This is a genomic window from Streptomyces sp. NL15-2K (assembly GCF_030551255.1).
Taxonomy (GTDB): Bacteria; Actinomycetota; Actinomycetes; order Streptomycetales; family Streptomycetaceae; genus Streptomyces.
In genome coordinates, this window is sequence record NZ_CP130630.1 from 1,858,815 (window position 1) to 1,885,527 (window position 26,713).

Annotated in this window: 24 protein-coding genes; 18 read left to right on the forward strand and 6 right to left on the reverse strand. The window is 68.4% G+C overall.

The annotated features are described in order from the left end of the window. Positions 1 to 113 precede the first annotated feature (113 nt). The 6 genes from Q4V64_RS07870 to Q4V64_RS54820 all read left to right on the forward strand — a co-directional run bounded on the left by Q4V64_RS07870 (position 114) and on the right by Q4V64_RS54820 (position 3,023). Positions 114 to 494 carry a hypothetical protein gene (locus Q4V64_RS07870; RefSeq protein WP_124444033.1) on the forward strand — a complete coding sequence of 127 codons (381 nt, stop codon included), beginning with the start codon at positions 114 to 116 and terminating at the stop codon, positions 492 to 494. A gap of 61 nt (positions 495 to 555) precedes the next feature. Next, a complete protein-coding gene (locus tag Q4V64_RS07875; protein ID WP_124444032.1) occupies positions 556 to 1,104 on the forward strand; it encodes a hypothetical protein in 549 nt (182 codons plus the stop codon). Beyond that, the gene (locus Q4V64_RS07880) at positions 1,085 to 1,933 is read left to right on the forward strand and encodes a GNAT family N-acetyltransferase (protein WP_253267313.1); all 849 of its coding nucleotides are present in this window, start codon (positions 1,085 to 1,087) and stop codon (positions 1,931 to 1,933) included. The genes Q4V64_RS07875 and Q4V64_RS07880 overlap by 20 nt, the downstream gene beginning before the upstream one ends. Before the next feature lie 140 nt (positions 1,934 to 2,073). Then, positions 2,074 to 2,436 carry a peptide deformylase gene (locus tag Q4V64_RS07885; protein WP_253267312.1) on the forward strand — a complete coding sequence of 121 codons (363 nt, stop codon included), beginning with the start codon at positions 2,074 to 2,076 and terminating at the stop codon, positions 2,434 to 2,436. An 84-nt stretch (positions 2,437 to 2,520) separates the two neighbouring features. Next, positions 2,521 to 2,826, forward strand: a complete 306-nt coding sequence (locus tag Q4V64_RS07890; protein ID WP_253267311.1) for a peptide deformylase — start codon at positions 2,521 to 2,523, stop codon at positions 2,824 to 2,826. Further along, positions 2,826 to 3,023: a peptide deformylase gene (locus Q4V64_RS54820; protein ID WP_253267310.1), complete on the forward strand. Its 198-nt coding sequence runs from the start codon at positions 2,826 to 2,828 to the stop codon at positions 3,021 to 3,023. Before Q4V64_RS07890 ends, Q4V64_RS54820 begins: the two co-directional genes overlap by 1 nt. Positions 3,024 to 3,168: 145 nt before the next feature. Here Q4V64_RS54820 and Q4V64_RS07895 read toward each other — a convergent pair whose 3' ends face one another. The 4 genes from Q4V64_RS07895 to Q4V64_RS07910 all read right to left on the reverse strand — a co-directional run bounded on the left by Q4V64_RS07895 (position 3,169) and on the right by Q4V64_RS07910 (position 9,061). Further along, entirely contained in the window at positions 3,169 to 4,596 is a 1,428-nt protein-coding gene (locus tag Q4V64_RS07895) for an IS701 family transposase (RefSeq protein WP_253267309.1), read from the reverse strand. Between the two features lie 270 nt (positions 4,597 to 4,866). Next, positions 4,867 to 6,396 (reverse strand): aldehyde dehydrogenase family protein, encoded by a 1,530-nt coding sequence (locus Q4V64_RS07900; RefSeq protein WP_124444030.1) that lies wholly within the window; start codon positions 6,394 to 6,396, stop codon positions 4,867 to 4,869. A 47-nt stretch (positions 6,397 to 6,443) separates the two neighbouring features. Then, entirely contained in the window at positions 6,444 to 7,835 is a 1,392-nt protein-coding gene (locus Q4V64_RS07905; protein WP_124444029.1) for a VOC family protein, read from the reverse strand. Positions 7,836 to 7,885: 50 nt separating this feature from the next. Beyond that, positions 7,886 to 9,061 carry an FAD-binding oxidoreductase gene (locus Q4V64_RS07910; RefSeq protein WP_124444028.1) on the reverse strand — a complete coding sequence of 392 codons (1,176 nt, stop codon included), beginning with the start codon at positions 9,059 to 9,061 and terminating at the stop codon, positions 7,886 to 7,888. A gap of 174 nt (positions 9,062 to 9,235) precedes the next feature. Between Q4V64_RS07910 and Q4V64_RS07915 the strand changes: the two genes are divergently transcribed. Continuing rightward, on the forward strand, positions 9,236 to 10,150 hold the full coding sequence (locus Q4V64_RS07915) for a LysR family transcriptional regulator (RefSeq protein WP_124444027.1): 915 nt from the start codon (positions 9,236 to 9,238) through the stop codon (positions 10,148 to 10,150). A 21-nt stretch (positions 10,151 to 10,171) separates the two neighbouring features. Here the strand turns inward: Q4V64_RS07915 and Q4V64_RS07920 are convergent, their stop codons facing one another. Next, positions 10,172 to 11,098, reverse strand: coding sequence for a LysR substrate-binding domain-containing protein (locus Q4V64_RS07920; protein WP_124444026.1), 927 nt, complete (start codon positions 11,096 to 11,098; stop codon positions 10,172 to 10,174). Positions 11,099 to 11,288: 190 nt separating this feature from the next. Here Q4V64_RS07920 and Q4V64_RS07925 point away from each other — a divergent pair, with 190 nt between their 5' ends. Next, the gene (locus tag Q4V64_RS07925; RefSeq protein ID WP_124444025.1) at positions 11,289 to 14,198 is read left to right on the forward strand and encodes an FAD-binding and (Fe-S)-binding domain-containing protein; all 2,910 of its coding nucleotides are present in this window, start codon (positions 11,289 to 11,291) and stop codon (positions 14,196 to 14,198) included. Next, positions 14,195 to 15,343, forward strand: coding sequence for a Glu/Leu/Phe/Val dehydrogenase (locus tag Q4V64_RS07930; protein ID WP_124444024.1), 1,149 nt, complete (start codon positions 14,195 to 14,197; stop codon positions 15,341 to 15,343). Before Q4V64_RS07925 ends, Q4V64_RS07930 begins: the two co-directional genes overlap by 4 nt. 117 nt (positions 15,344 to 15,460) lie before the next feature. Here the strand turns inward: Q4V64_RS07930 and Q4V64_RS07935 are convergent, their stop codons facing one another. Further along, positions 15,461 to 16,777 (reverse strand): NAD(P)-binding domain-containing protein, encoded by a 1,317-nt coding sequence (locus Q4V64_RS07935; RefSeq protein WP_124444023.1) that lies wholly within the window; start codon positions 16,775 to 16,777, stop codon positions 15,461 to 15,463. Between the two features lie 545 nt (positions 16,778 to 17,322). Here Q4V64_RS07935 and Q4V64_RS07940 point away from each other — a divergent pair. The 9 genes from Q4V64_RS07940 to Q4V64_RS07980 all read left to right on the forward strand — a co-directional run bounded on the left by Q4V64_RS07940 (position 17,323) and on the right by Q4V64_RS07980 (position 26,667). Then, entirely contained in the window at positions 17,323 to 18,591 is a 1,269-nt protein-coding gene (locus Q4V64_RS07940; protein ID WP_124444022.1) for a branched-chain amino acid ABC transporter substrate-binding protein, read from the forward strand. A gap of 349 nt (positions 18,592 to 18,940) precedes the next feature. Beyond that, positions 18,941 to 19,123, forward strand: a complete 183-nt coding sequence (locus Q4V64_RS07945) for a hypothetical protein (RefSeq protein WP_124444021.1) — start codon at positions 18,941 to 18,943, stop codon at positions 19,121 to 19,123. Then, positions 19,120 to 19,242, forward strand: a complete 123-nt coding sequence (locus tag Q4V64_RS07950; protein WP_301184587.1) for a hypothetical protein — start codon at positions 19,120 to 19,122, stop codon at positions 19,240 to 19,242. Before Q4V64_RS07945 ends, Q4V64_RS07950 begins: the two co-directional genes overlap by 4 nt. 15 nt (positions 19,243 to 19,257) lie before the next feature. After that, positions 19,258 to 20,238, forward strand: a complete 981-nt coding sequence (locus Q4V64_RS07955; RefSeq protein ID WP_124444020.1) for a site-specific integrase — start codon at positions 19,258 to 19,260, stop codon at positions 20,236 to 20,238. A 122-nt stretch (positions 20,239 to 20,360) separates the two neighbouring features. Next, positions 20,361 to 21,485 (forward strand): tyrosine-type recombinase/integrase, encoded by a 1,125-nt coding sequence (locus tag Q4V64_RS07960; RefSeq protein ID WP_124444019.1) that lies wholly within the window; start codon positions 20,361 to 20,363, stop codon positions 21,483 to 21,485. Further along, positions 21,482 to 21,808 (forward strand): helix-turn-helix transcriptional regulator, encoded by a 327-nt coding sequence (locus Q4V64_RS07965; RefSeq protein WP_124444018.1) that lies wholly within the window; start codon positions 21,482 to 21,484, stop codon positions 21,806 to 21,808. Before Q4V64_RS07960 ends, Q4V64_RS07965 begins: the two co-directional genes overlap by 4 nt. Then, positions 21,805 to 24,159, forward strand: a complete 2,355-nt coding sequence (locus Q4V64_RS07970; RefSeq protein ID WP_124444017.1) for an XRE family transcriptional regulator — start codon at positions 21,805 to 21,807, stop codon at positions 24,157 to 24,159. Before Q4V64_RS07965 ends, Q4V64_RS07970 begins: the two co-directional genes overlap by 4 nt. 379 nt (positions 24,160 to 24,538) lie before the next feature. After that, the gene (locus tag Q4V64_RS07975) at positions 24,539 to 25,729 is read left to right on the forward strand and encodes a cutinase family protein (protein ID WP_172629496.1); all 1,191 of its coding nucleotides are present in this window, start codon (positions 24,539 to 24,541) and stop codon (positions 25,727 to 25,729) included. A gap of 215 nt (positions 25,730 to 25,944) precedes the next feature. After that, the gene (locus Q4V64_RS07980) at positions 25,945 to 26,667 is read left to right on the forward strand and encodes a hypothetical protein (RefSeq protein WP_124444015.1); all 723 of its coding nucleotides are present in this window, start codon (positions 25,945 to 25,947) and stop codon (positions 26,665 to 26,667) included. The last annotated feature ends 46 nt before the right edge of the window (positions 26,668 to 26,713 follow it).

Below are 26,713 nucleotides of genomic sequence, written 5' to 3' on the forward strand. Positions count from 1 at the left end.
TGTTCCCCTGGAGGGGAAACGGTCGGGACGGCAGCCGATCTGTCCGTCGCAGGCCCCGTCTGGGATGCTGAAGGCCAGGCTCGACAGGGGGGCAGACGGTGTATACGGAACCTATGGCGCGAGCCGTTGTGGAACCAGCAGTACTCAAGCTGATACGGCAATACCCCCGTGGCAGGTCGTTCTCCACGACGGTCACATTCGGCGGGGACGACTTCAGCATGTGCGCCCACATACGGGCGCAGTGGGCGGCACCCGGGCAGGTGAAGATCGCACTGGCCTGCTGGGTCGTCAACATGGACACCGCGCGCTACCTCGGTGACAACCCACCTGCCAGGGAGGAGATGCGCCTGCCGCCGGAAGGCACAGCGGAGTGGGACGAGGAACTGACCAGCCGGGTGATCGGCCACCTCGCAGCTCGTATGAACGCTCTTGCCACCGCCCGGCCGACCACCGACGAACACCTCACCATCACCGTGCCTCTCGTCCTGACGTAGTCCGGTTGAAGGGTCGGCCGCACAACGCCCGGGGGTGCCCCGGCCTAGACCGCACACACAGGTGACCAGAGCCAGCCCGGTCGCTATCTGCATCGACGGCCTGGAGGCCGCTGTAGACGAGCGCGGCAGTCAGCGATCGATCAGCTCCGCGACCTCGCCGGTGCAGCCAGATGGTGATCAGGGCGCGCTGAGCGACGCGACGCCGGTTTCGTCACGGACTGCCTCGCGATTGATCTTGGTCACGTCAGGCGACATACGGAAGGCCGCGCGAGTTGTCTGGGTTGTGAAGATCAAACAGGTCCGCGCGGAGGGGGCGCCGGTGCCACCGAAGTCCAAGGTCGATCTGTACGCGGCGATCCGCCGTGATGTCCGGGCGGGGATGTCGAACCGGGCCGTGCAGCGCAAGTACGGGGTGGGCTTCCGGACGGTGAAGGCGGCTCTGGAGTCCGTCTGGCCGGAGCCACGCAAGCAGCTGCCACCCGCAAGACGCCGCCGGCTAACGATCTCGGCAGCGATTTCCGGCCGAGCATCCCTGCGGACGGGTCGAAATGAAGTGGCGCCGCCGGTGCCCTGTTGCTTGGATGCCCGGCGTGACTTCTGCCGATTTTGACGATCACCCTGAGCGGGCACTGCTGGACCGGCTCGAGGAGTACTACAACGCGGTCCCGCGCCACGGCGCCCGCGTCGAGGACCACGGGCCGCTCACCCTGTTCGTGCGGGAGGGCCAGGGCTGGCCGTTCTACGCACGTCCCGCACGGGGATGGTCCGGACCGCTGGAGTCCATCGACGTGCAGAAGGTCCGTGCCCGCCAGCGGGAGCTGGGAATCGCGGAGAGTTTCGAATGGGTCGCCGAGACCACGCCCACGCTGCGGGCAGCAGCCGAAGAGTCGGGACTCGTGGTCCACGAACATCCGCTGATGGTGCTCGATCCCGGTACTCCCGCAGCTCCATTGGAGGGGTTGTCCGGGAACACATCCGTGCAGATCATAGGCGCGGACGATCCGATACTGCCCAGCGCCCTGGCCGTTCCTCATCTCGCCTTCGCCGAGCCTGGAACCCACGTCGGTCTCGCGGGAACACCACAACTGGCGGAAGCGATCGACGCCCGCGTCGCCGACGGATCGGTGGAACGCGCGATCGTGCGTATCCGGGCGGGTCTGACGGCGGTCGCCGCAGCTGTCGAGCACGGATCAGCACTGTCCGCGGGCCAGCACCAAGCGCTCGCAGGAGTCAGCGAGATCGTCGGCGTCGGAACGCTCCCCGCAGTTCGCCGTCGCGGTCTTGCACTCGCGGTTACTGCGGCACTGGTGGCCGACGCCCGATCGCGAGGCGCGGCAACCGTCTTCCTGTCGGCAGGTGACGACGATGTCGCGCGGGTCTACGCCCGACTCGGCTTCCGCAAGATCGGTACGGCGCTGATCGCCGAACCCGCCGATTAAGTCGGCCCCATCCCCGTCGAGCGGTACCGACAGACCGGCCTTATCTACAGCTGCCAAGCATCCGCGCAGGCAGACAGGTTGTGGCGGTATCAGGTACATGAGGCACATGGCCTTTACGGAGCTGAGGGAGGAGCAGGCCAGTGACCACACCGTCCATTGCGGCAACAGTGCACACCTTCAGCAAGGGGATGGGCGTAGCCGCTCCACAAATCGGGGTCGGTCGGCGTGCGGCCATCGTCCGCCCGGCCGAGGGCGATGCCATCACTCTCTTGAACCCCGTGGTGGTCGAGGAGTCGGCAGACACCGATGAGCAGTTCGAGGGTTGTCTGTCGTTCTTCGATGTCCGCGGCAAGGTTCCCCGCCCGCGCACGCTGCGGGTACGGCATCAGGACTTCGACGGGACGTGTCAGACGACGGTCTTCACCGATGGGCTCGCCCGGCTGGTCGCGCACGAAGTCGATCATCTGTTGTCAGGTGCTGAATCGACGGCTTGCCGTGTTTGACCTTGTCGGACGTTGGCGGCATGCCGCTGACCTAAAAGTGCGGGGGCTCGGAGTTGGAGCGGGTCAGAGAGTGAAGGTGCGCCGATGACGGCGGAGATCACCAGCCGGATGCAGGCGTCCGGGATCGTTCAGGAAGGCGACCCGGTACTGCTCGAAGTCGCTCGTGCCTTCGTGTTCCCGGCGGAGGTTCAGGAAGCGGCTCGGGTGGTCGAGGCGCTGAACGCTGCTGCCGATCGTGTCGCGGCGCTTCATGACTTCGCGAAGGGGATGGGCATCGCGGCGCCGCAGATCGGAATCGGGAGAGCCCTAGCCATCGTCCGGCCGCCGGCGGGCGAGCCCTTGACATTGCTCAGCCCGGTGGTGGTCGAGGGCTCGTCCCGCGCCCGCTGATGCTCCGCGTTGAGCACGAATCCGTCGACAGCCTTCGCCGCTTCTCCGTCTTCGAACGAGGGCTTGCCCGCCTGGTCGCTCACGAACTCGACCACCTCGCGGGCAAGCTGTATCGGGCGCGCATGCGCCCTGGGGTCGAGCCGATGCCGGTGGCCGAGTACCGAGGTTCGGGCTCAGCTTGGCAATACCGGCGCTGATTTCGCCGGGGAACGGCTCACTGGCGAAGTTGGTAACCCATCGCGCCCCAAGAGCGCGCCGCCGTCGTCAGTTGCCCGGGGCCTGGCCTGCGGATCGCTGCGGTGCAGGTTTTTGGCTGAGAGCTGGCCCATTACCGGTAGTTCGTCAAACCCGGCGGTATAGATCAAGGGGTCTGCCGGCGGTGACCGCGTCGAGGAGGGCTTGAAGTTCGAGCGGCGGGTCCTTGTCGGTCCAGGCTCGCCACCAGCTGCGCAGGGTAATGGCCGGGGTGAGCCAGGAGCGGACGGCCCGTAATGCCCTGGCCAGCAGGGCAATTGGGGCTCGTGGGGTGTGACGGTGCCCCCTCTCTGGCCGGTCGTCGGGGCAGGGATCTGGTGCGGTGTCGTCCAGCGCCCCGGGTGGGGCGAACCACTGGTCCCAGCAGAAGGTGAACGCGCAGTTCACCAGCGTCTGGTGACGCCGGATCGCGGTGTCGGAGCGGACCTGAAAGTCGGCCCAGCCGAGTTCGTCCTTGATCTGTTTGTAGCTTTGCTCGATCCAGGGCCGCAGCCCGTGAAGGCGGACGATCTCGGCGAGGTTGGCGGGCGGGTGGACGCTGGTGGTGGCGTGCGGGGCGTCGGGGTGGGGCAGGTTGGTGGCCAGGTACCAGGTGGCCTTCTCCGGCAGGCCGACCGGGTCGGTGGTGGCCACGACCAGTCGGCAGGGTGAGTCGGGGCCGTAGCCGCCCAGGCGGGCATCGGCGGCCCACCAGGTCTCGGTGTGCCCGTCACGGAAGTGGCGCTCGATGGGCCTCCAGTCGCCTGGATGGTCGGGGTCGGTGCCGGCGAGCGCGCGGGCGGCGTCGATCGGGGTGTGTGGCTGGTCGGCGCGGGCCCAGGTGCCGCGGTGCGGCTTGAGCGCGACGACGCAGGGCAGTCCGGCGTCGCGCAGGGCGAGGTACCAGTCGTCGCTGGTGGAGTAGGCGCAGTCGGCCACCACGGCCCGGCAGGCGAAGCCCGCTTCCTTGCCGCGCACCGCGAGGGCGGCGGAGATCTGCGGCTTGGTACGGAAGCCGGGATCGGCCCGGCCGCGGGGGAAGCGACGGGCGGGGGTGTACGGCTGCGCGTGCAGCGGGTAGTAGATCCGTCCGTCGGTCCACACCGTGGTCACCGTGACGATGCCGTTGTCGGTCTTGCCCAGCCGGCCCAGCCACTGCCGTCCCACGTGTGCGGTGGCCGTGCCGGCCTCGCGGTCTCCGGAGTCGTCGATGACGATCACCCCGCCACTGTGCGGCGCGGTCGCCTCCTGCACCCGCGGCAGCTCAAGCCGCCGCCCGTTGACCCGGTCGGCGTCCCAGGCGGCTTCGGACAGGAAGAACTGCAGCCGCTGCACCCCCGGGCCGCCGGCACCGACCACCGGCTCCGCCCCGGCCAGACACGTGATCGTCTTGTTCCGGTCCCGCGGCGCCAGTAGCCCGGTCAGATACTCACGAAATCCCCGTCGCTGAGCCAGGCTGCCGAAGAGGTCATCGAACCGGGCCGCGTACTCCTCCAACGGACCCGGCGCGGGCGGACACGGACGGCGGGCGGTCATCTTCGGCCCCCACGACGGCAGTTGACTCTTACCACCGCCCTACGCCCAACCGGCCCCGTCGTCAACCCACGCTACCGCCGGGTTTGACGAACTACCGGTAACCCACGGTCGTCGAAGCCGGCGGGGCGATCACGATGGGTGACTGTTGAAGGCGACGCGCCGCGGCAGTGCGTCTGCGGGGTCTTCGAGGCAAGCTCCTGCTGGTCGCCCTCGGCGGCCCGGCCATGCCCGCACGACGAACTGTGACGCGGCCGGGCCACGCGGCGGTGCCTAGAGGAAACTGACGTTCTGGGCGAGGGCGAGACGGCTGGAGTAGTTGATGGTGTTAGTGGCCGGGCGCATGTAGGCGCGCCAGGCGTCGGAGCCGGACTCGCGGCCGCCGCCGGTCTCCTTCTCGCCGCCGAAGGCACCGCCGATCTCCGCTCCGGAAGTGCCGATGTTGACGTTGGCGATGCCGCAGTCGGAGCCCTCGGAGGAGAGGAACAGCTCGGCCTCCTGTTGGTCTCGGGTGAAGACACTGGAGGACAGGCCCTGCGGGACGTCGTTGTGCAGCGCGATGGCCTCCTCGAACGTGTCGTAGGTCAGCACGTAGAGGATGGGGACGAAGGTCTCTTCCCGGACGACGTCGGTCTGCTCGTCGACGCGGACGATGACAGGCTCGACGTACGCGGCCTGCGGCGCCGTGTCGGCCAGCCGCCGGTTCCCGCCCGCGAGGATCTTGCCGCCCTGTGCCTGGGCCCGGGTGAGGGCGTCCTGCATGCCGTCGAGTGCCGTAGTGGAGATGAGCGGTCCGACGAGGGTGCCCTCGTCGAACGGGTCGCCGATGGGGAGCTTGGCGTACGCGGCCGTCAGACGCGCGACGAGCGTGTCGGCGATGTCGCGGTGGACGATGAGGCGGCGCAAGGTGGTGCAGCGCTGGCCCGCCGTGCCCGCGGCGGCGAAGACGATGCTCTGGACGGCGAGGTCGAGATCGGCCGAGGGGGCGATGACGGCGGCATTGTTGCCGCCGAGTTCCAGCAGGCTGCGCCCGAAGCGGGCCGCGACGCGGGGGCCGACCTCGCGGCCCATACGGGTGGAACCGGTGGCGCTGATGAGAGCGACGCGCGGGTCGTCCACGAGTTTCTCGCCGATGGCGCGGTCCCCGAGCAGCAGGCGGTGTACGTCGCGGGGGGCGCCGGCCTCTTCGGCGGCCTGGGCCAGCAGTCGGTCGCAGGCCAGGGAGATCAGCGGGGTCAACTCGGAGGGCTTCCAGACCACCGTGTCGCCGCACGCCAAGGCCACGGCGCTGTTCCACGACCACACGGCTGCGGGGAAGTTGAACGCGGAGATGACGCCGGCCACTCCCAGCGGGTGCCAGGTCTCGGCGAGGCGGTGGCCGGGGCGCTCGGAGGCGATGGTGCGCCCGTAGAGCTGACGGGACAGGCCGACCGCGAAGTCGCAGATGTCGATCATCTCCTGGACCTCGCCGAGCGCCTCCGAGCGGATCTTACCCGCCTCGATGGTGATGAGGTCGGCCAGGTCGCGCTTGTGACCGCGCAGCAACTCGCCCAGTCGGCGGACCAGTTCGCCGCGGCGGGGCGCAGGAGTGCTGCGCCAGGTGAGGAACGCCTCGCGGGTGGCGGTGACGGCCTCCTCGGTGTCGGCGACGGTCGCGGCGGTCAGGCCGAAGAGGTCCTCGCCGGTGATGGGCGTACGGGCGTGGAAGTCGGTGCCGTCCGGGATGGTGACGCCGATGCGCTTCAGGCTCGCACGGGCACGGGCGCGCAAGTCCTCCGTGGTGGGCAGGGTGGTGCTGGTCATGATGCTCCCTTGAGGGTGGTGAGGGTGAGGAGGCCGGACCTGCGGGGTCAGCCGAGCGCGCTGTCGAGTTGCAGCTCCCGGGCGACCTGGGCGAGGGAGTTGTTCTGCTGCCGCCGGTACAAGGCGAAGGGGTCGAGGACTTCGCGGTCGATGGCGCCGGAGAGCCATTCGCTGTCGTAGGCGGCGCCTTCCTGCTCGTTGTCCCTGGAGCCCTCGCCGCTGAGGTTGGACTGGAAGATGCCGGCCGCGGAACGGGGCAGGAAGTCCTCGTAGACGACGGGCTCGGCCCGTACCCAGCCCTGTTCCACCAGGTCGTTGATGCCGGTGGGCGGGCGGCTGCCGTCCCGGGGCCGGTCGGGCGCGACGCTGTAGGTGAAGTACGCGAGTCCCTGGGCGGCGAGCTCCCGCTCGGTGCCGGGGACGTGCTCGGCCCACAGGGCGCGCGCGAGTTCGGCCCGGTCGGCTCCGGGACGGAGTGCTGCCTGCTGGTCGACGAGGGCGATCAGGCGGTCGTAGAGTGCGCGACCCTCACGGGTCACGGCGATGCCGCGGGCCTCGACCTCGCCGAACCGCACCCGCAGGGCACCGCTGAGCACGCTGCCGTCCGGGGTGCGCAGGGCGCGGGGCTCGGCCAGCGCCCGGAAGGACGTCTGGCGCAACAGCAGGTCGGGGCCCTTCCACCGGGGAGGTCCCTGGATGGTGTCGATCATCTCGACGCCGCGCTCGGTCATGCGCCGGTAGAGCTCGTCGATGTCCAGGACACGCGGGGTGAGGTGGTTGATGTGGGTGCTGCGGACGCCGCCGATGTCCGCGGCCACGGCGGAGACCCGCTCCAGCGTCTCGTACCAGGCCTTGTCGATCGGCTGGTTCGACAACTCGAAGGCGGCCACTGCCAGTTGGAGGAACCCCTCGGCATCGTCCTCGGGCAGTTCACGCTCGGCCTCCGCCCGGTCGGCCAGGGCGAGCAGCTCCTGCGGGAACAGTTCGCGGGCGGCGAGGAACGTCTCCAGGCGGGAGCGTAGATCGTCGTCGAAGAACCGGGGGTCCGCGGGGGTGAGCATGGAGGTGAAGACACGGAAGGGGCTGCGGGCCAGTTCCTCGCCGTCGACGGGACGGAACGCGGTCGACACGACGGGCACCGCGCTGGAGGCGGCCTCCCGCAGGTCGTAGAAGCCGACCGGGTGCATGCCCAGGGCCCCGAAGACGCGGGCGACCTGGCGCAGTTCGGCGGGGGTGCCGACGCGGATGGCGCCGTGCCGTTCCGCGGTCACCCGGCTGATGGCGCCGAGCCGTTCCGCGTCGGCGCCCTGCGCGCGCAGGACGTCCTGGTTGACCTCGCGCGAGACGTCAACGAGCGTGGTGTAGGCGGGGACCTCCCGCCCGTACATGTCCGAGAGCCGGGCGGCGAAGGCGGCGCGCAGCTGCCACTGGCTGATCATCGATGGGGCTGCCTTTCCATCGGGCTTTCAATCGCGTTTTCCATCGGGGCTCACACCACGTGGGCTTCGGGGCGGATCTCGGCCCCGGCCCGGAAGCGGTCGGCGCTGAGGGGGGAGATGTCGACGAACGGTTCGCGGTCCAGGCAGAGGTCGCGCAGGATTTCGCCGACGGCCGGGCCCTGCAGGAAGCCGTGGCCGGAGAAACCGGTGGCGTACAGGAAGTTGCAGAGCTCGCTGGAGCGTCCGATGAGGGCGTTGTGGTCGGGGGTGACCTCGTACAGGCCGGCCCAGCCGTCGGCGATCTCCATGTCGGCCAACTCGGGGGCTCGCCTGCGTACGACGTCCCGGAAGAGCTCGAGCCACTCGGGGGTCCAGGTGGTGTCGAAGCCGTCCGGCTGGTCGGGGTCTGCGAGGCCGAACAGGAGGCCGTCGTCACTGTTGTGGAAGTAGGCCGAGGACGAGAAGTCGATGGTGAAGGGGATACGGGGTGCCGGAGGCGTGAGCGGCTCGGTGAGGGCGAGCTGGCGGCGTACCGGCCTGACCGGCAGGTCGATGCCGGCCATGTCGCCGATCTGCCCCGACCAGGCGCCCGCCGTACAGATGACGGTGGAGCAGGCGATGCGGCCGCGGTCGGTGTGGACGGCGGTGACCCGGTCGTCGGCGGTGTCCATGCCGGTGACGCGGGTGTGCGTGGCGAAGGTGACGCCGGCCCGGGCCGCGGCGTCGGCGTATCCCTGGACGACCAGGGCGGGGCGGGCGTGGCCGTCGGTGGGCGAGAAGGCGGCGGCCACGAGGCCGTCGGTGCTGATGTAGGGACACAGCCCGCGTGCCTCGTCCGGGCCGATCAGGCGGGTGGGGACGTCCAGGCTGTTCTGGATCCTGACGCTGGTCTCGAAGTCCGCGGCCTGCCGGTTGCTGGTGAGCAGGAAGAGGTAGCCGACGCTGTCGAGGCGGATGTCGGCGCCGGGTCGGTGCGGGAAGTCCTGGAAGGCGCGCAGGCTGCGGCTGCCCAGTTCGATGTTGAGCGGGTCGGAGAACTGGGCGCGTACGCCGCCGATCGGCTTGCCCGAACTGCCGCAGCACAGGTCGCCGCGCTCGACCACGACGATGTCGGTCACCCCCGCTTCGGCGAGGTGGAAGGCGGTGCTGGCGCCCATCACGCCGCCGCCGATGATCACGACATCGGCGGTCGGCGGAACGGTGCGGAAGGTGGATGAGGCGGACAAGGGGCCATCCCTTCCAGAGGCCGCCGCCTGAGCCGAAGAAGCATCCGTTCGGGGCGTGGCTTGGGCTCTCGGTAAGTGGAGAGACGCTGATCAGCTATCTGCCCGCCATCGTGACGCAGCCCCATCGTTGACGTCTATGAATAGTTGGTGTAGCTGATCTATTAGCATCTCTATATGGACTGGACGAGTTCCCAGTTGCGCTCCCTGGTGGAGCTGACCCGGCGCGGAACCATCACCGCGGTGGCCCAGGCCCTGGGGTACACCCCTGGCGGCGTCTCCCAGCAGATCGCCGCGCTGGAGAAGGCCACCGGTATGGAGCTGCTGCGGCGGGTGGGGCGGCGGGTGGAGCTGACCGACGCCGGGATGACGCTGGCTCGGCACGCCGAGCGGATCCTGTCCACGGAGGCCGAGGCCGTCGAGGCGCTGGAGCGCAGCCGGGGCGAGGTCGCCGGGGTGCTGCGGGTCGGCCTGTTCGCGACGGCCGCCGCCGAGATCCTGCCGCTGGCACTGCGGCGCGTGCACGAGGCCCATCCCGGGCTCGACGTGCACAGCCGCGACATGGACGTGGACGAGGTGTACGACGCTGTCGCCTCCGGCGGTGTGGACTTGGCGCTCGGCCTGGACTATCCGGACGTGCCCATTCGGCGCGACCCGGCCCTGCGGGTCACGCAACTCTACCGGGAGCGGTTCTCCCTCGCGGTGCCCGCCGGGTGGATGGACGGCCGCGAAGAGGTCGCCCTTGCCGACACCCGGGACCTGGGGTGGATCCTGCCGCTGGCCGACAGCTACTACGGCCGCGCCGTACGCACCGCCTGCCGACGGGCGGGCATCGAGCCGGACATACGGCACGAGGTGACGGACACCGCGGCCACTCTGGCGCTGGTCGAGGCGGGCATCGGGGTGAGCACGGTGACGGATCTGATGCTCAGACTGCGCGCCTCGCGCTTCGACGTGGTGAGGCTGCGCGAGACGATCGAGCGGCACATCGTCGTGGTGTTCCGCTCCTCCGCCGAGCACCGGCCCACGGTGGCGGCTCTGGTCGAGGTCCTGCGAGCGGTGGCCGAACCCCGGCGCGACATCCCGACGTAGCGCAGGTTTCGCTCGCCGGCGTCATGCATCGGGGCACGCCGACTCGGCCGGGTGCAGAAACGGCTCGTCCACGGGCACTGCGCGCCGCAGCGAGTCCAGCATGCCGGCCAGCAGTGGATTGCTGTTCTCACTGCGGCGCAGGGCCATCACGGTGCGGTGTGCCGAGCGCTGGGCGAGCCGGGTGGCCTCGATCGTGTCGCTCGGCGCATGGCCGAGCGCCGGAACCACCGCGACCCCCAGCCCCGCGGACACCAGCTCCCGTACGACGTCGTAGTTGTTGCTGCGGAAGGCGACCGCGGCCTCGAACCCGGCCGCCGCGCACAGCCGGACGAGCGACCGGGCACCGGCGGTGCCCTCGCGGCTGGTGATCCAGCGGGCCCGGGACAGGTGGGGGAGCTGCGCGCTCAGGCCGCTGTCATGGGTGCGGAGCAGTACGAGGTCTTCCCGCAGCAGCCGGTGGTGGGTCAGACCGTCGGGCCATGGGCGGGGGCTGAGTCCGTACTCGTACACCAGTGCGACGTCCAGGTCGCCGTCGCCGAGTGCGGCGGCCAGTTCCTCGGGTTCGCCCTCCTCCAGCTGGATCTGCGCGCGGGGATGCGTCTCGACGAACGTCGAGAGGGCGGACGGTACGAGCCTGACGCCGGCCGTGGGAAAACTGCCCAGCCTCAGTCGGCCGGTGACACCGGTGGCCAGCTCCTGCACGTGGTGATCCAGGTCGTCCAGGGCGGCCAGCACACGGTCGCTGAGGTCGACCAGGCGGTGGGCCGCGGCTGTCGGACGGATCCCATGGGCCTCCCGCTCGAACAGGACCAGTCCGGTCTCCTTCTCCAGAGCGGAGATCTGCTGGGAGATCGCGGAAGCGGTGTAGCCGAGATCGCGGGCCGTGATCGCGAACGAACCGCTGCGGACGACGGCCTTCAGCGTGAGCAGGTGCTGGGGCTTCAGCAACACGGACTCCTGAGCGGAGGGGATGGACGACCCAGCCAGCATAAGAATTAGTTGCCCTGCCGAGTCATTTCTTGCGCTCTGCTGGCCCTTGTCGAACATCTGGCCCCACCCGCATCGTGAGCTGAGCCAGGGCCGACGCGACTGGTGAGCAAGCACCGGCGCGACCGGTGAATGAGAAGGGGCGGGCACAGTGGCCACGACAGTCCAGGACCTCGGCAACCCCGATGCTGCGGAGGTGGCCGAGGCCCTCGGCCGAGGGAACTGCGGAGAGGTCGCCCGTGGCCCCGGCCGCCGGGCACAGTACTCGGCCGACGCCTCCAACTACCGTCGGATCCCGCTCGCCGTGGTCTTTCCCCGCGTGCGGGAGCACGTCCTCAACGCCCTTGCCGTGTGCCGTCGCCTGGGGGTGCCGGTCACCTCGCGCGGAGCCGGCACCAGCACCTCCGGCCAGGCGGTCGGGCCCGGAGTCGTGCTCGACTTCTCCCGGTACTTCAACGGCCTGCTCGTACTGGACCCACAGACGCGGACTGCCACGGTGGAGCCGGGCATCGTCCTGGACGACCTGCAAAGGGCGGCTTCCGCCCACGGCCTCCTGTTCGGCGCCGACCCGTCGACCCACAGCCGCTGCACGCTCGGCGGCATGATCGGCAACAACGCCTGCGGATCACACTCCCTCGCCTGGGGACGCACCGCTGACAACGTCTTGGAACTCGATGCGGTCACCTACCGGGGCACGGTGGTCCGGCTCGGGGAGATGACACAACAGGAGATCGACGAGGCCATCGCCGCCGGGGGTGACCGCGGGCAACTGATCGCGTCCCTGTACCGGCTCGCCCAGGACAACCTGGCCGCGCTGCGTACGAAACTGGGCCAGTTCCCGCGGCAGGTGTCGGGCTACGCGCTGGAACACCTGCTGCCCGAGCGCCGCTTCAACCTCGCCCGGGCCCTGGTCGGCAGCGAGGGCACACTGGCCGTGATCCTCTCGGCCACTGTCCGCCTCATCTCCCCACCTCCTGCCCGGGCCCTGGTAGTCCTCGGCTTCCAGGACGCCGGCGCAGCGGCCGACGCCGTGCCCGCCCTGCTGGGGCACCAGCCGCTGGCGCTGGAGGGACTCGACCACGCGCTGACCGACATCGTCACCCGCCCCGAGACCCGCGCCGCGATCGACACCCTGCCCGCTGCCCGGGCATGGCTGTTCGCGGAACTCGGCGGTAGGGCGGACGAGTTGCTGCCCAGAGCCACGGAACTCGCCGAGACCGCTCGGCAGGCCAGGGGATGCACGGGCAGCGAGGTCATCACCGACCTCGCACGAGCCCGGAGACTGTGGCGGATCCGCGAGGACGGAGCGGGGCTGGCCACCCGTCTGACCGACGGTTCCGAAGCCTGGCCCGGCTGGGAGGACGCGGCCGTGCCGCCGGATCAACTGGGCTCCTACCTACGCCAGTTCAACCACCTTCTCGCGCAGTACGACCTACAGGGCGCGGTCTACGGGCACTTCGGCGAAGGCTGTCTGCACGTTCGCATCAACTTCGACTTCACCACTGAGCAGGGCACCGCCGTCTTCCGCACCTTCGTCACCGACGCCGCGAAACTGGTGGCCGCGCACGGTGGCTCCCTGTCCGGCGAACACGGCGACGGCCAGGCCCGCTCCGAACTGCTGCCGCTCATGTACGGGCCCGACATCATCGCCCTGTTCGAGGAGTTCAAGAACATCTGGGACCCCGACAACGGCCTCAACCCCGGCGTGATCGTGCGACCGCTGCCCGTGGACGCCAACCTCAAGGTCAGCCCGCGCCGCAAGCCGCTGCCGCTGGCCCCGCCCTCGAGGGGCTTCGCCTTCCACGCCGACGACGGCGACTTCGCCAAGGCCACCCGCCGCTGCGTCGGCGTCGGCAAATGCCGTACCGCCGCTCACCGCGGCGACGTCATGTGCCCCAGTTACCGGGTCACCCTCGACGAGAAGGACTCCACCCGAGGCCGCGCCCGCCTGCTGTACGAGATGACCCAGGGCGAGGTGATCACCGACGGCTGGCGGTCGGCCGAGGTCCGCGACGCCCTCGACCTGTGCCTGTCCTGCAAGGGGTGCAGTGCCGACTGCCCGGTCGGCGTGGACATGGCCACGTACAAGTCGGAGTTCCTGTACCACCACTACAGGCGGCGCGTCCGGCCCGTCTCGCACTACACCATGGGCTGGTTGCCGCGGCTGTCACGTCTGGCCGCCCGGATGCCGCGACCGGTCAACGCCCTCACCGCCTCCCGGCTCGCGCCGGTCGTCAAGAGGCTGGGGGGCATCGCCGCCCAGCGCGAAATTCCCCGCTTCGCGGACGAGACCTTCCTGACGTGGTTCCGCCGCCGCACACCGCCGGGCGACGGCGGACGCGGCCCGGTGATGCTCTGGGTCGACTCCTTCAACAACCACTTCACGCCCGAGGTCCTCCGGGCCGGGGTCGCCGTGCTGGAGAACGCCGGCTTCCGCGTCCAGGTCCCTGGGGGCACCCAGTGCTGCGGACTGACCTGGATCACCACCGGACAGCTCGGCATCGCCCGCCGTATCGCCCAGCGCTCAGTCAACACGCTCGCTTCCGCAGTCGAGTTGGGGATGCCGGTCGTCGGCCTGGAACCCAGTTGTACGGCAGTGCTCAGGACCGACTTGCCCGAATTGCTCGATGGCGACGGCCGCGCCCGAGCGCTCGCAGGAGCCACAGTCACCCTCGCCGAACTCCTCGTCCATCGGGCCCCGGACTGGCAGCCGCCGCGCATCGATGCCCGCTCGATCAGCCAGACCCACTGCCACCAACACGCCACCTCCGGCTTCAGCTCGGACAGCGCACTGCTGCACCGCATGGGCGTCGACAACACCACGCTGGAATCCGGGTGTTGCGGCCTGGCCGGCAACTTCGGCTTCGAACGCGGCCACTACGACGTCTCCGTTGCCGCGGGCGAACAGGTCCTGCTGCCCGCGGTGCGCTCCGCCGCCCCCGACACGCACATCCTCGCCGACGGATTCAGTTGTCGCACCCAGATCGCCCAGCAGACCGACCGCACCGGCACCCACCTCGCGCAGCTCATCGCCCGCACCCTGCCAAAGGAACACACGTGACTGACGCACTCGCCCTCGTCGACGACTGGGGCCCCGAGAAGATCGTTGTCGTCTCACACCGGCGCACCGGAATGAAGGGCGCCCTGGTCATCGACAACACGGCCCGGGGCATGGGCAAGGGCGGAACACGCATGAGCCCCCATCTGACCGTCGAGGAGGTGGCCCGCCTCGCCCGCGTCATGACGTGGAAGTGGGCCGGTGTCGACCTCTTCTACGGCGGCGCCAAGGCCGGCATCGTCGCCGACCCCGCTTCCCGCGACAAGGAGGCCATCTTGCGCGCGTTCGCCCGGGCCCTTTCCAACGAGGTGCCCCGCGAGTACGTGATGGGGCTCGACATGGGGCTGACCGAGAGCGACGCCGCCATCATCCAGGACGAACTGGGCGACCGCGGGGCCGCCGTAGGCACCCCCGAGCACCTCGGCGGCGTCGCGTACGACGAGCTCGGCGTCACCGGCTACGGAGTCGCCGAGACCACCGATGCCGCGGCCAAGCGCCAGGGACTGCTCCTGGCCGGGGCCCGCGTCGCCATCCAGGGATTCGGTGCCGTCGGTAGCGCGGCCGCCCGGCGATTCGCCGAACTCGGCGCCACCCTCGTGGCGGTCTCCACCGCCCACGGTGCGCTGCTGGACCCCAGCGGGCTCGATGTCGACGACCTCCTGGCTGCCCGCGAAGAGTACGGCGACCACTTCGTCACCCGCCTGGGCCGGGGCACCACGCTCACCTCCGGCGCGGAACTCACCGTGGACTGCGACGTCCTGGTGCCTGCGGCCCTGCAGGACGTCATCGACCACAGCACCGCGCACGAGATCAAGGCCAAACTCGTCGTAGAGGGTGCCAACCTGCCCACTTCCCCCCGCGCCCAGGACATCCTCGCCCGGCGCGGTGTCACCCTGCTCCCCGACTTCGTCGCCAACGCCGGAGGCATCGTCGCAGCGGCCTTCGCCATGGATGCCCGCCACTCCGGCTTCCGGCCCGACACCACCGTCATCTTCGAGACGATCTCAGCGAGGCTGCGAGCCAACACGGTCACCGTCCTCGACGAAGCCGAGCGCCGAGACGTCACCCCGCACGCCGCCGGCCGCGCCTTGGCCGAGCAGCGTGTCCTCACGGCAATGAGAAGCAAGGGACGTGTACCCCGTGACTGACTGTCCCCTGCGTCGAAGCCCGACGGTCGGTGGTGCAGCGGCGATGCGGAGGCGCGCGAAGGGGCACCGAGTGGTGTCAGGCGCGTACAAGCTCGCTCTTTCGCCGAGGCCGTGGCCTCAGACCGTCTGGAGCGAGGACTCCGCGTTGCCCGAGGACAACTCGTAGGCCGCGAGCAGGCGTTCGGTGTCGGCCAGCTGCCTCAGCCAGCCGTCGCGGACCACGTCGATGCCGGTCTCGGGCTCCTGAAGGGACGCCAGGTACCGGGCGACAGGGGCGCCGCCCGGACCGGCCTGCTCGTGCAGTTCGATCATCTTCGCCACGAGCTTGGTCTGCATGCCGTAGACCGGGAACTGCGGGCCGCGCGGGGCGATGAGGCCGATGAAGTACAGCTTCTCGACGGCCTCCGTCACGATGCCGGCGGCGTAGCGCACCGGGGCCCCGGCAGCCCAGGAGAACAGGGCGTCGTCGAGGAACGGGAGCCGGACGTTGAAGCCGGTGGCCCACAGGATGGTGTCGTAGTCGTGAGCCGTGCCGTCGCTGAAATGGACGGTGTCGCCGTCGAAGCGGTCGATGCCGGGGCGGACGGTGATGCGGCCGTGGTGGATCCAGTACAGGAGGAGGTCGTTGACGACCGCGCGGCCCTCGGCGAGGGTGGCGCCCTCGGGTTCGGGCAGGCCGGGGTAGGCGTTCCAGTCCCCGATCGACAGGCGGGCCATGAGCCGGTTGATCAGGTCCTGCTCGGGCGGGGAGAACTCGGCCAGGAACGACACCTGTTGGCGCGGCACACCGAAGTACGTCTTGGGCTGGAACCACGAGCCCTGCCGGATGACGATGTCGACGTCCAGGCGGTGCTGGGCGACGTCGACGGCGAGATCGCAGCCGGAGTTGCCGGCGCCGACGACGAGGATGCGGTCGCCCTCCAGGTCGGAGACGTTCCTGTAGACGCCGGAGTGGATCGTCTTTCCCGCGAACTCGCCGGGAATGTCCGGGAACTTGGGGTCCCACAGGTGGCCGTTGGCCACGAGGACGCCTTCGTAGACCTCGTCGTCTCCGGCGGAGGTGGTCACCCGCCAGCCGTACGCCCCCGCCTGCGCGTCCGTGACTCCCTCGGGGGCTTCGACCGGCTCGACGCTCGTGACGGCGGTGTTGAACCGGATGATCTCGTAGAGGCCGTGCTCGCGCGCGTACGACTCGATGTAGGCGCGCACCTGGTCGCGGCGCGGGAAGTGCGGGTAGTCGGCGGGCATCGGGAAGTCCTCGAACGTCGTCATGTCGCGCGACGTGATGAGGTGGAGGGCCTCGTAGTCGGTGTGCCAGTGGCCTCCGACCAGGTCGGTTCTCTCGAAGCAGTCGACGTCGTGGCCGAGTTGCCGGAGTTGCTGGAGGGCGGATATGCCTGCGGCGCCGGCACCGATGACGCAGTAGCGGGGCATGTGGATTCCCTTCGTGGTCCGGGGCGGGGACTACCGAAGCCGTCTCGGCACAGGTGTCTCGACGTGGACGATTCGTGCGGGGAGCGAGCTTCGCGTACCCAGATGCGGTCAGGGACGAGTGGTCGGCCCGCCCAGATGACCAAAGTATTGGCAGCAGGGCTGCTCCAGGTAAATGCGCAACTTCGGTCATGTGCATAGGATTTCCCTATGGCTGTCCCGTTGGCTCCGGCAATCCTGCCAAAGGCTTAGCCTTGAGGGCCTCCCGGACTTCGAGTGTTTACCAAGCGCCCAGGGGTCTTCATAATCTCCGCAAGCGTTGAGGCGGTCAGCGGCCGCACACGCGTCGCCGTCATCGGATTCCAATCTCCCCGCACCCTTGCGCTCCGGTCCCTCCCGCCGCGAAATCGGCATGCCCTTTTGGGGCAATCTGCTCAGGTCACAGCTGAATGACGAAATGAAGGCGAAATACAGCTGACCTATTGCGTCACATTCCCAAACAATACAATCCCCTCACCTTTCCCCTCCCTGTGGCGCTGAGGAGTGCAATGCGCAGATCGGCAAAGATTTTCGCGACGGTCGTGACGACCGGACTCGCGTTGAGTGCCTGTGGTGGTAATGCCTCGGGCGGCGCGGACGACAGCTCGTCCGGCGGCGACGCGCTCGTCATCGGCGTGGACCTGCCGCTTCAGGGGGCGTCCAAGGACGCGTCCGAGTCGACGGTCAACGCGATGCGGCTCTACTTGGACCAGATAGGGAGCAAGGCCGGGAAGTACAAGGTGAAGCTCAAGGTCTACGACGACTCGACCGCCGCCAAGGGCGGCTGGGACGACGCGACCTGTGCCAAGAACGCGCAGGACCACGTGGCCAACACCGAAGAGGTCGTGGTCATGGGCACCTACAACTCCGGCTGTGCGAAGATCGAGGCCCCGGTTCTGAACCAGGACCCGAGCGGCCCCATGCTGATGGTGTCGCACGCGAACACCAACCCCGGGCTGACAAAGGCATGGGACCCGGGCAAGCCCGAGAAGTTTTTCCCGTCCGGCAAGCGCAATTACGCCCGCGTCATCGCGACCGACGACTATCAGGGCGCGGCGGGGGCCCAGTTCGCTGCCAAGGATATCGGCGCCAAGAAGTGCTACATCCTCAATGACAACCAGACCTATGGCCAGGGTGTCGGCAAAGCCTTCGAGGGCGAGGCGAAGAAGCAGGGAATAGATGTCCTGGGCAACCAGGCGTGGGACGCCAAACAGCCCAACTACACAGCGTTGTTCACCAGTATCAAGGCGTCGAACCCGGACTGCGTCTACCTCGCCGGCATCTTCGACAACAACGGCGGCCAGCTCGTCAAGGATAAGGTCAAGGTCCTCGGTGACAATTCCAAGGTGAAGCTCATCGCGCCCGACGGCTTCAGCGGTTACCCGGAGTTCGATGGACTGGCACAGGCCCAGGGCGCGTACATCACGTTCGCCGGCCTGACCGCCACGACACTGCGCGAGGAGGGCGGCCCGGGTGCCGATCTGCTCGATGCGTACAAGAAGAAGTACGGCTCCGACCCGGCGACCAGTTACGCGCTGTACGCCGTGGAGGCGCTGCAGGTGATCCTGCAGGCGATCGAGAAGTCCGACGGCACCCGGAAGAGCATCACGGAGCAGGTCTTCTCGGGCAGCGGGATCAGCATCCCGGCCGACGAGTCGATCGTGGGCAAGAAGCTGGACATCTCCCCCAAGACCGGCGATGTGAGCGTCCTCGACATCTCGGTGCTGCAGCTCGTGAACAAGGAGGAGAAGTTCCTGAAGCCGTGGCCCGTCAGCTGAGTTGAGGCCCGGGGCGGGCGCCACCCGATAAAGGTGGCGCCCGCCCCGGATCGGCTTCCGGTCCGCTTCTCCCCGCACCGTTTCCCGACCCTCGCGAGGCCTTCATGGCAGCAACTGCCACCAGCACCGTGGTGCCGGCCACGATCGACCGCAAGGCGGTCATCCAGCGCGAACCTCCAAGGACCTGCACAGCGGTGACCTGGACACCGCCTGGACGGCTTGCGCCGACCACGACCGGCACCCAGCCACCGGCGTCGCCTGCGGCGACTCCTTCCTGGACTGCTTCCACTGCGGGAACTGCCTGGTCACCCGCGACCACCTGCCCAGACTCGTCGCCCTGCTCGACGCGTTGGGCGAACGACGACAGCAGATCAGCGAACTGGACTGGTGGAAGCGCTACGGGCCGGCCTGGGGGGCGGTCAAGCGGGACATCCTCGCCAAGTTCGACCCCACCGAGATCGCCGACGCCCGCACACAGCAACCCGCAGACGCCCTGCTCGATCTCGTCGAATCTCCCTGGGAGCAACTATGACCATCACCGCCCTGGCACCCGCCGCCCACACCGCCGCGGGTCCCTTCGTCCTGCGGACCCGCCAGCTGCGTCCGGGCGTCCACCTGAATCAGACCAGCCGCTACGACGATGAAATCTAGCGGTTCAAGCAGGCCATGCTCAAAGAGCACGAGCGCGCCTACATCTTGAACTTCCCCGTCCTGCCGGACCGGTTCCGGCCCGCGGCCAAGAGAGTGTTCTACAGCCTGCTGACGGCCGACCCGCCCGACGGCGAGGACCAGATCAGCCTGCACAGCATCAGGTCGTACTTCGGCGACCTCAAGGCGCTGATCCTCTGGCTGGACAAGCGATGGCCCCCGGACCGCGTCACGCTGAGCGAGGTCACGCCCCGGGACCTGGAGGACTACAGCCGCCACCTGCTGGCCACCTACCCCGCGTCAACCAGTGCCCGCGTCCGGCACCGCAGGGCCATCCGGATCCTGTGGCGCTGGCGGACCCGGCTGGGAAGCGAGGCCCTGCGGTTCGACCCTCTGCGGCTCGACGGCTGGAGCGAGAGCAAGTCCGAGAAGCGGGCCGAGAACGCCACCGACCGGATGCCCGAGCAAGTCCTCGGACCCTTGCTGGGCTGGGCGTCCCGATTCGTCGACGAGTTCTCGGCGGACATCCTGCGCGCTGAGCACTGCTGGCGGCAGATGCGTCTGCACAAGGTCACCCGCAAACGGCGCAAGGGCGCCATCCAGGCACGGCTGCGGCAGATGCTCGACGAGCACCTCGCGCAGGAGCGACCCTTGCCCGGCTACTACGGACGTCCGAACGTCGAGCACATCGCGCGGACGCTGGGCTGCGGCCGCAAGTCGATCGACAGATACGCCGACATGATCGAGGCCGCTGCCGCCGTCGTCGGCATCGCGCCGTTCAGCTACTTCGACACCGAGATCACCGCACGGTTGGACGGCGCACCGTGGATCGACGGCATCGCCACCTTCCATCTGGCCAACACGAGCCTCGCCCACCTTGCGCGACACCTCCAGGCCGCGTGCTACATCGTGATCGCCTTCCTCAGCGGGATGCGGGACTCGGAGAACGGGGCGGAGTTGCATCTGATGCAGCACTCCGCAGGGTCGAAGTACGCGTGAATCTGCAGGTGAGAGGCGTCTGTTCCGTCATCCTCTCGCATCGTGCCCGCGATCTACCAGCAGCTCTTGCGCCCCGGCGATGCCATCCCAACAATGTTGCACCTAACGCAACGGAGGTTAGAGTGGCGAAAGCTGCCGATTTGGCGGGTGCGGCGCATCTGATGCTCGTGGACGGGATCTCCTACCTGGACCCCGAACCCGCCGTGTTCGAGGCCATGTTGGAGGGGTGGACCAAGCAGCAGCGGGCCCGTTTCCTGAAGTGGGACGGGACCATCAAGCCGCGACTGTCGCTGGTCCGCCGGTTCGCCGAGTTCTCCAACCAGTACCCGTGGCAGTGGCAGTCGGCGGAGTTCGAGGCGTTCATCGACCACCTGCGGACGAAGACGCCGACGTTCACGGTGGCGAGCGGCCGCAACTACCAGAACCACCTGCGGCTGTTCTGCGAGTACATCACCGATCCGCGCTACGACTGGACGTCCGTCTGCCAGGAGCGATTCGGTCAGGTGCCGGTCCAGATCCTGCACGAGTGGAACACCGTCACCCACGTCAGCGAGTACGAGGGCGACCCGAGCCGTCGGCCACTGACCTACGACGAGATCCAGGACCTGTTCGACGCCGCCGACGGACGAGTCGAGGAAATCCGAAAGCGCGGCCGCAAGGGCGCGTTGACCGCGATGCGCGACTCCGCCCTGCTCAAGACCTACTACGCCTACGGCATGCGGCGCCGGGAGAACGTCGGTCTCGACCTCGCCGATCTGCGGCGCAACCCGAAGGCCCCGCAGTACAAGCGCCACGGGGCGGTGTTCGTACGCTGGGGCAAGTCCTCCAAGGGCAGCCCGCCCAAGCGCCGCACCATTTTCACCGTCCCCGAGATGGACTGGATCGTCGACGCCCTCGATCACTACCTGACCGAGGTCCGGCCCCGGTTCAACGTGGGGAGACACCCCGCGATCTGGGTCACCGAACGCTCCGGGCGCCTGTCACGCCGGTCGGCGAACGAAGCCTTCGAGGCCGCCAAGCAGGCCGCTGACCTGCCCGAAGAACTCGAATTGCACTGCCTGAGACATTCCTATATCACACATTTGACCGAATTCGATTACCCGGAACGCTTCGTTCAAGACCAGGCCGGTCATGGCTATGCCAGCACGACGGCGCTTTACACCGGTGTCTCGGATGAGTACCGCAACCGGCTGCTGCACAAGAAGTTGGGCCAGCGATTCCCTGGCATCTGGGAGGACCCGAAGTGATCAAGAAGATGGGCTACCGCTGGAATTTGCGCAGGCTCATGGCCGACCGGGAGATGTTCCAGACCACCGACCTGGTGCCACTGCTGGCTGAGCGGGGCGTCAACCTTTCTCGTGAGCAGGTCTTCCGCCTGGTCACGCAGCCGCCGCAGCGGATGTCGATGGACACCCTCGCAGCTCTGTGTGACATCCTCGGCTGCCAGCCCAACGACCTCATCGAGATCCAGGTCGTCAACGAAGAGGTACGCAAGACCGCTGGCGGGGAGACGCCCGGCCCGCTTCCGGCCGTGCGTCGGAGCTCGATCCGGCGGCCGGAGGGACTGTGACCGCGCCCTCCCCGACCGCCCCGTCGATCGTCGCCCGGCTCGCCGCGCAGGCCGCCCGCCTGGAGGCCGCGACGGCCGCTGCCGTCGGCCAGCTCACCTCGGTGCTGCCGTCGCTCGAGGCCCAGGAGGCCGAGGCCGCGCTGGTGACCGCGGTGCCGATTCCCGTGCGCGGGGCGGCGAAGTTCCTGGAGGAACTGGCCGGACACCTCGCCGCCCACAATGACGCGCTGACGTCGGGCAGTTCGCTCTGCCCGCCGGTTTTGCTGCGGCTCGCCGAAGTACTGCACGACGCCGGCCACCCCGTGGTCCGTCCCGGTTGCGCACACTGCGGAAAGATACGAAGCGACCTGCGCCAACTGCGTCCTGAAGGACGGCTCTGCGGCACCTGCGACGCCCGGAGCCGGCAGGCGACATGCGCCCGCTGCGGCCGCGAGAACGTACGCATCGCGGCCCGCCGCCCCGAGGGTCGCATCTGCCATACCTGCTACCACTCGGACCCGGAGGTCTTCGAGGAGTGCGCTGAGTGCGGCCAGTCCCGCGCTCCGGCCGTCCGCCGCGAGGACGGACGAGCCCTCTGCAGGAGCTGTTGGAGACGCCCGATGCACACCTGCGTGAGCTGCGGAAAGACCGCAGCCGCCGCCCTCGTTGACGACGACGGGGCACTCTGCCACCTCTGCTACAACCGCCACCGCAGACCGAGGCGTCTCTGCGGACGGTGCGGACAGCTCAAGCGCATCGCCTGCAACGCGCGCGACGGTCAGCCGGACCTCTGCGACGGCTGCTACCGCGGTCCCGAGGTGGCCTGTTCAGTCTGCGGGCGGACCCGCCCCTGCAACCGGAATCAGCAGGGTCAGCCGGTCTGCGGCAACTGCTACCGGCGCACTCGCTCAGGAGAGCCGTGCGCTCGGTGCGGTCGGACCAAGCCGGTCAATACCCGGTGGCCCATCGGGCCGGTCTGCATGAGCTGCTACACCGCTGTGCTCCGGTCACCGGCCGAGTGCTCCCGCTGCGGCACGGTCCAGCCGCTGATCGCGCGGGACGACGACGGCGCCGGAGTCTGCGGGCCCTGCGTCGGCTTCGCCGTCGACTACACCTGCCGCCAGTGCGGCCGGGCCGGTAACCCCCACAGCCGGGGCCGATGCGCGCACTGCGTCCTCGCTGAGCGGGTCAACGCCCTGCTGACCGGGCCCGACGGCACGGTCGCCCCGCAGGTCAAACCGCTCGCCGCCGCGCTGGCCGACGCTCCCTCACCGTTCCCCGCTATCCAGTGGCTCAAGGAGAGCCCGAACACCAGGCTCCTCGCCCAGCTTGCGGCCGAGGGCCACACGCTCAGCCACGAGTTGTTGGACGAGCTCCCGCCCAGCCGGAACCAGCGCTACGTCCGACAACTTCTGGTCCACACCGGTGTCTTGGAAGAACGTCATGAGGACCTCGAACGCATCCCGGGCTGGCTGGAGCACGAGCTCGCCGACAAGCCGGCCGCGCACGCCAACCTCGCCCGACCGTTCCTGCACTGGTTCCTGCTCCGGCGGGCACGCCAGCGGGCCGCTATCCGTCGCCATCCTGCCTCCGCTGACCGCGACCTGCGGCGCCGCGTCAGCGTCGCCCTGGACTTCCTGGCCTGGATGGACCAACGCGGCCTGGCTCTCGCCGACCTCGCCCAGGAGCACATCGACGACTGGATCGCCGGAGCCACCAGTCAACGTCGCTACCTGATCCGGTACTTCCTGAAATGGACCACGAGCCGTCGGCTCACCCGTGAACTCACCGTCCCCTCCATCCCGAGGCAGGAGCCCCAGAACCTGCTCGACGAGGACGATCGGTGGCCGCTTCTCCAGCGTTGCCTGACCGACGAGGCCCTGCCCACGGACGTCCGGGCGGCCGGCGCGATCACTCTGCTGTTCGGCCCGTCCACCGAACGCCTGTGTCATCTGACGCCCGGGCACCTCAAGTTTGGCGACAAGGACACCCACCTCGTCCTGGGCCGCCACCCCGTCCTGCTGCCTCCACGGCTCGCCGAGCTCCTTGGCCACCTCGCCGAACAGCCCCAGCTGCGGCCGCAGCTCTCGCGAGTCCAGCCGGGCCCTCGCTGGCTCTTCCCGGGCATGGTCCCGGGCAAGCCGATCTCGACGCACGGCATGACCCAGAAGCTCAACCGGCACGGCATCCCGGTCCGCACCGCGCGCAACGCGGCGCTGGCCGCCCTCGCCGCTGATCTCCCCAGCCCGATCCTCGCCGACGTGACCGGGATGCACCGCCACACCGCGCTCCGCTGGGTCGCCTACGCCAGACGCGACTGGGCCGAGTACCTCGCTGCCCGCGTCGAGGACGAGGCCCACAAGCGGCAGTAGGACGTGAATTGTGCACGGTCGGAATGACCCCTCCACGACGAACACCGAGGAAGTTGCCGGTCCACACGCGTGTCTGCGAGAGGTACCCCGATCTGCATACGGTGCTTGTCATCGAGAGACACAGATGACACGCATGGCAGAGGACGTCCACCAAATGGCCCACTGAATTTTCCATTTGGCTTAGTAGCGAACGGCCTCGGCGCACTCGGGCCCCTAGCGTCTCAGATGACGGGGGATCCCTTTTCACCGGAAGGTGGACATGCCTCGAATACCGGCGCACCGCGCGCCTGCCCGAAAACCCGACGACGTTCCCCGCGCTGGACAGGGCGTCAAATCCCTAAGACGCGTACTCCCGGTGGCGCTGACCATGGTACTTGCGGTGGTTATCGGACTGATCCCGACGGGCACCGCTTCTGCTGTCGGCGAAGCCATCAGTCTCAGCCCTACGGAAGGGCCAGCAGGCACCACCGTTACCGTCACCGGCACTAACTGGGAAGAGCATGCCAGCCGTGGCCTGGACGTCCCGATCAACATCGGGACGAGCCAGCTCGCAGTGGCGCATCCTGCTGCGAATGGTGACTTCGTCGTCGACATCGAGATTCCGCGAGCGACTCCGCCCGGCGCTGTGAGGATCGATGCCATCATCGGCAACGGTGGTTCTGCCAGCGCCACGTTCACGGTCACGGAATCGAGCAACCCTCAAACCACCCCTCAGACTGGTCTGGCGGCAGCCAAATGCAAGCAGGTTAAGATCGTCTACGCCGGGGGGTTCAACGACTCCACCGGAGGGACAGACTTCACCGGGCCCCTCATCGCAAGGCTGAAAGACGCGGGACTCACGGACCTTCCCCCAGTTGAGCAGGTGGACTACCCAGCCCTTCATGGCGTGGTGCACCCACCGACTGAGCTGGAAACAAACACTGATGAAAAGGCTGTTGTGGCCAAGCTGAAGTTCTTGCTCCCGCAACTGCCCGCGGATGGGTGCTTCGTACTCATCGGCTACTCCACCGGTGTCGTCGCCATCGAGAAAGCGACTAGCACGGGTCCCGACGTCATTAGCAAGAACCTGGGACGACGGATTGCCGCGATAGAGCTGTTCGGCAACCCGAAGCAGCTGCCGATCGTCACTCCGCATGACGTTGGGGCACAGTACAAGGGGCGGACTATCCGTGAGTGCAACCCACTCGATACCCTCTGTACGGGCGCTGTGTCGCAATCCTGCAAAACGGCCCTCCTCCTGGGGGACAAGATCGGGATACTTCGTTCCTGCTTCCCCTCGGAACACTTGCCCCCGGCATACGCGAAGAGCGGGAAAGCAGACAGCGCAGCCACAGAGGCTGTGTGTCTCGTGCGAGGCACTGCATGCCCTGCGGCCCAAACAGTGGAGAGCGGAGACACCCTGTGGGAATTGGCCGAGAAGATTTTCGGCAACCCCACAAAGTGGCGGGCAATCTTGGACGCGAATTTCGCCAAGATCGAGAAGGTCGCACGCGACCACGGGTTCGTATCGAGCGACACCGGCCACTGGATCTTCCCGGGAACTGATCTAGTCATCCCAGCTAACGCCTAACAGGCAAGGAATCCACTAAGTCAAACAGGTCACCCCTCCGAACTACCTAAGGTTTGGAGGGGCGGGCCTATTGGATTCTTCTCCTACCTCTTTGTCGAGCACTGCACTGGGGTCTTCCCACGGTGGAGCCGACCCAGTGTCTTGGCGACGTTCGTCTGGGTGCTACGGACGTCAACGAGCGAGTAGCTTCGGAGCCGATGTTCACGCGGACCCACGTGTCCCTCCGATCCTCGGCCTCTTGCCGGAAGGCGGTCCTGGCCGCCCTGGCTGCCGATCGTCCCGCAGCCGTCCTCGCTGGCCTGCTCGGCATCCACCGCAACATCGCAGGGGGAATAGCGCACGGTTGGAATAACCCCCTCCCGCCAGTAGTCAAGCATCTGCGACGCGGCTGCCTGCAGATTCAGCGAGACGAGGACGGCAACCCCTACCGCTGGAAGGTCCGCAGCCTCGCCTTCAAAGGCGAACGCGACACCGCGGGAGTCCCGGCGACCTGGGTCGTCGGGGAACCCGTCGCCCGCGCGATCAAAGTGATGGAGTCCCTCCAACTGCCGGACGTGGACCACCTCTTCTCCCGGCTCGGGCACGGCCCTGCGGCACAGGAGGGTACGTTCGCCGCGTTGACCAGCGGGGCGACGAACACCCAGCTCGCCCGCTTCGTCACATGGATCAACGACTACTGCGCGGACACCGGGCGGCCCGACGTCATCCCCAAGGTCAACAAGATGGTGTTCCCCTTGAAGACCAGCGTCTTCCGCCGCACCCACGCCTGGTTCATCGCCCGCCGGCCCGGCGGTGTCATCGCGGGCGCCCTGCAATACCGGCACGCAAGCATCCAGATGTTCGAAGGCTATGCAAAAGCTCGGGAATTGCATCCGATGGGCGAGAAGTGGCAGGTCGCCAGCTCGTGGCCGGGGTCGGCGAGGCTTGGACGCTACTAGGAACTGGCGCCCTGAGCAGGCAGGTTGCCAAGGAGATCCCTCCTGA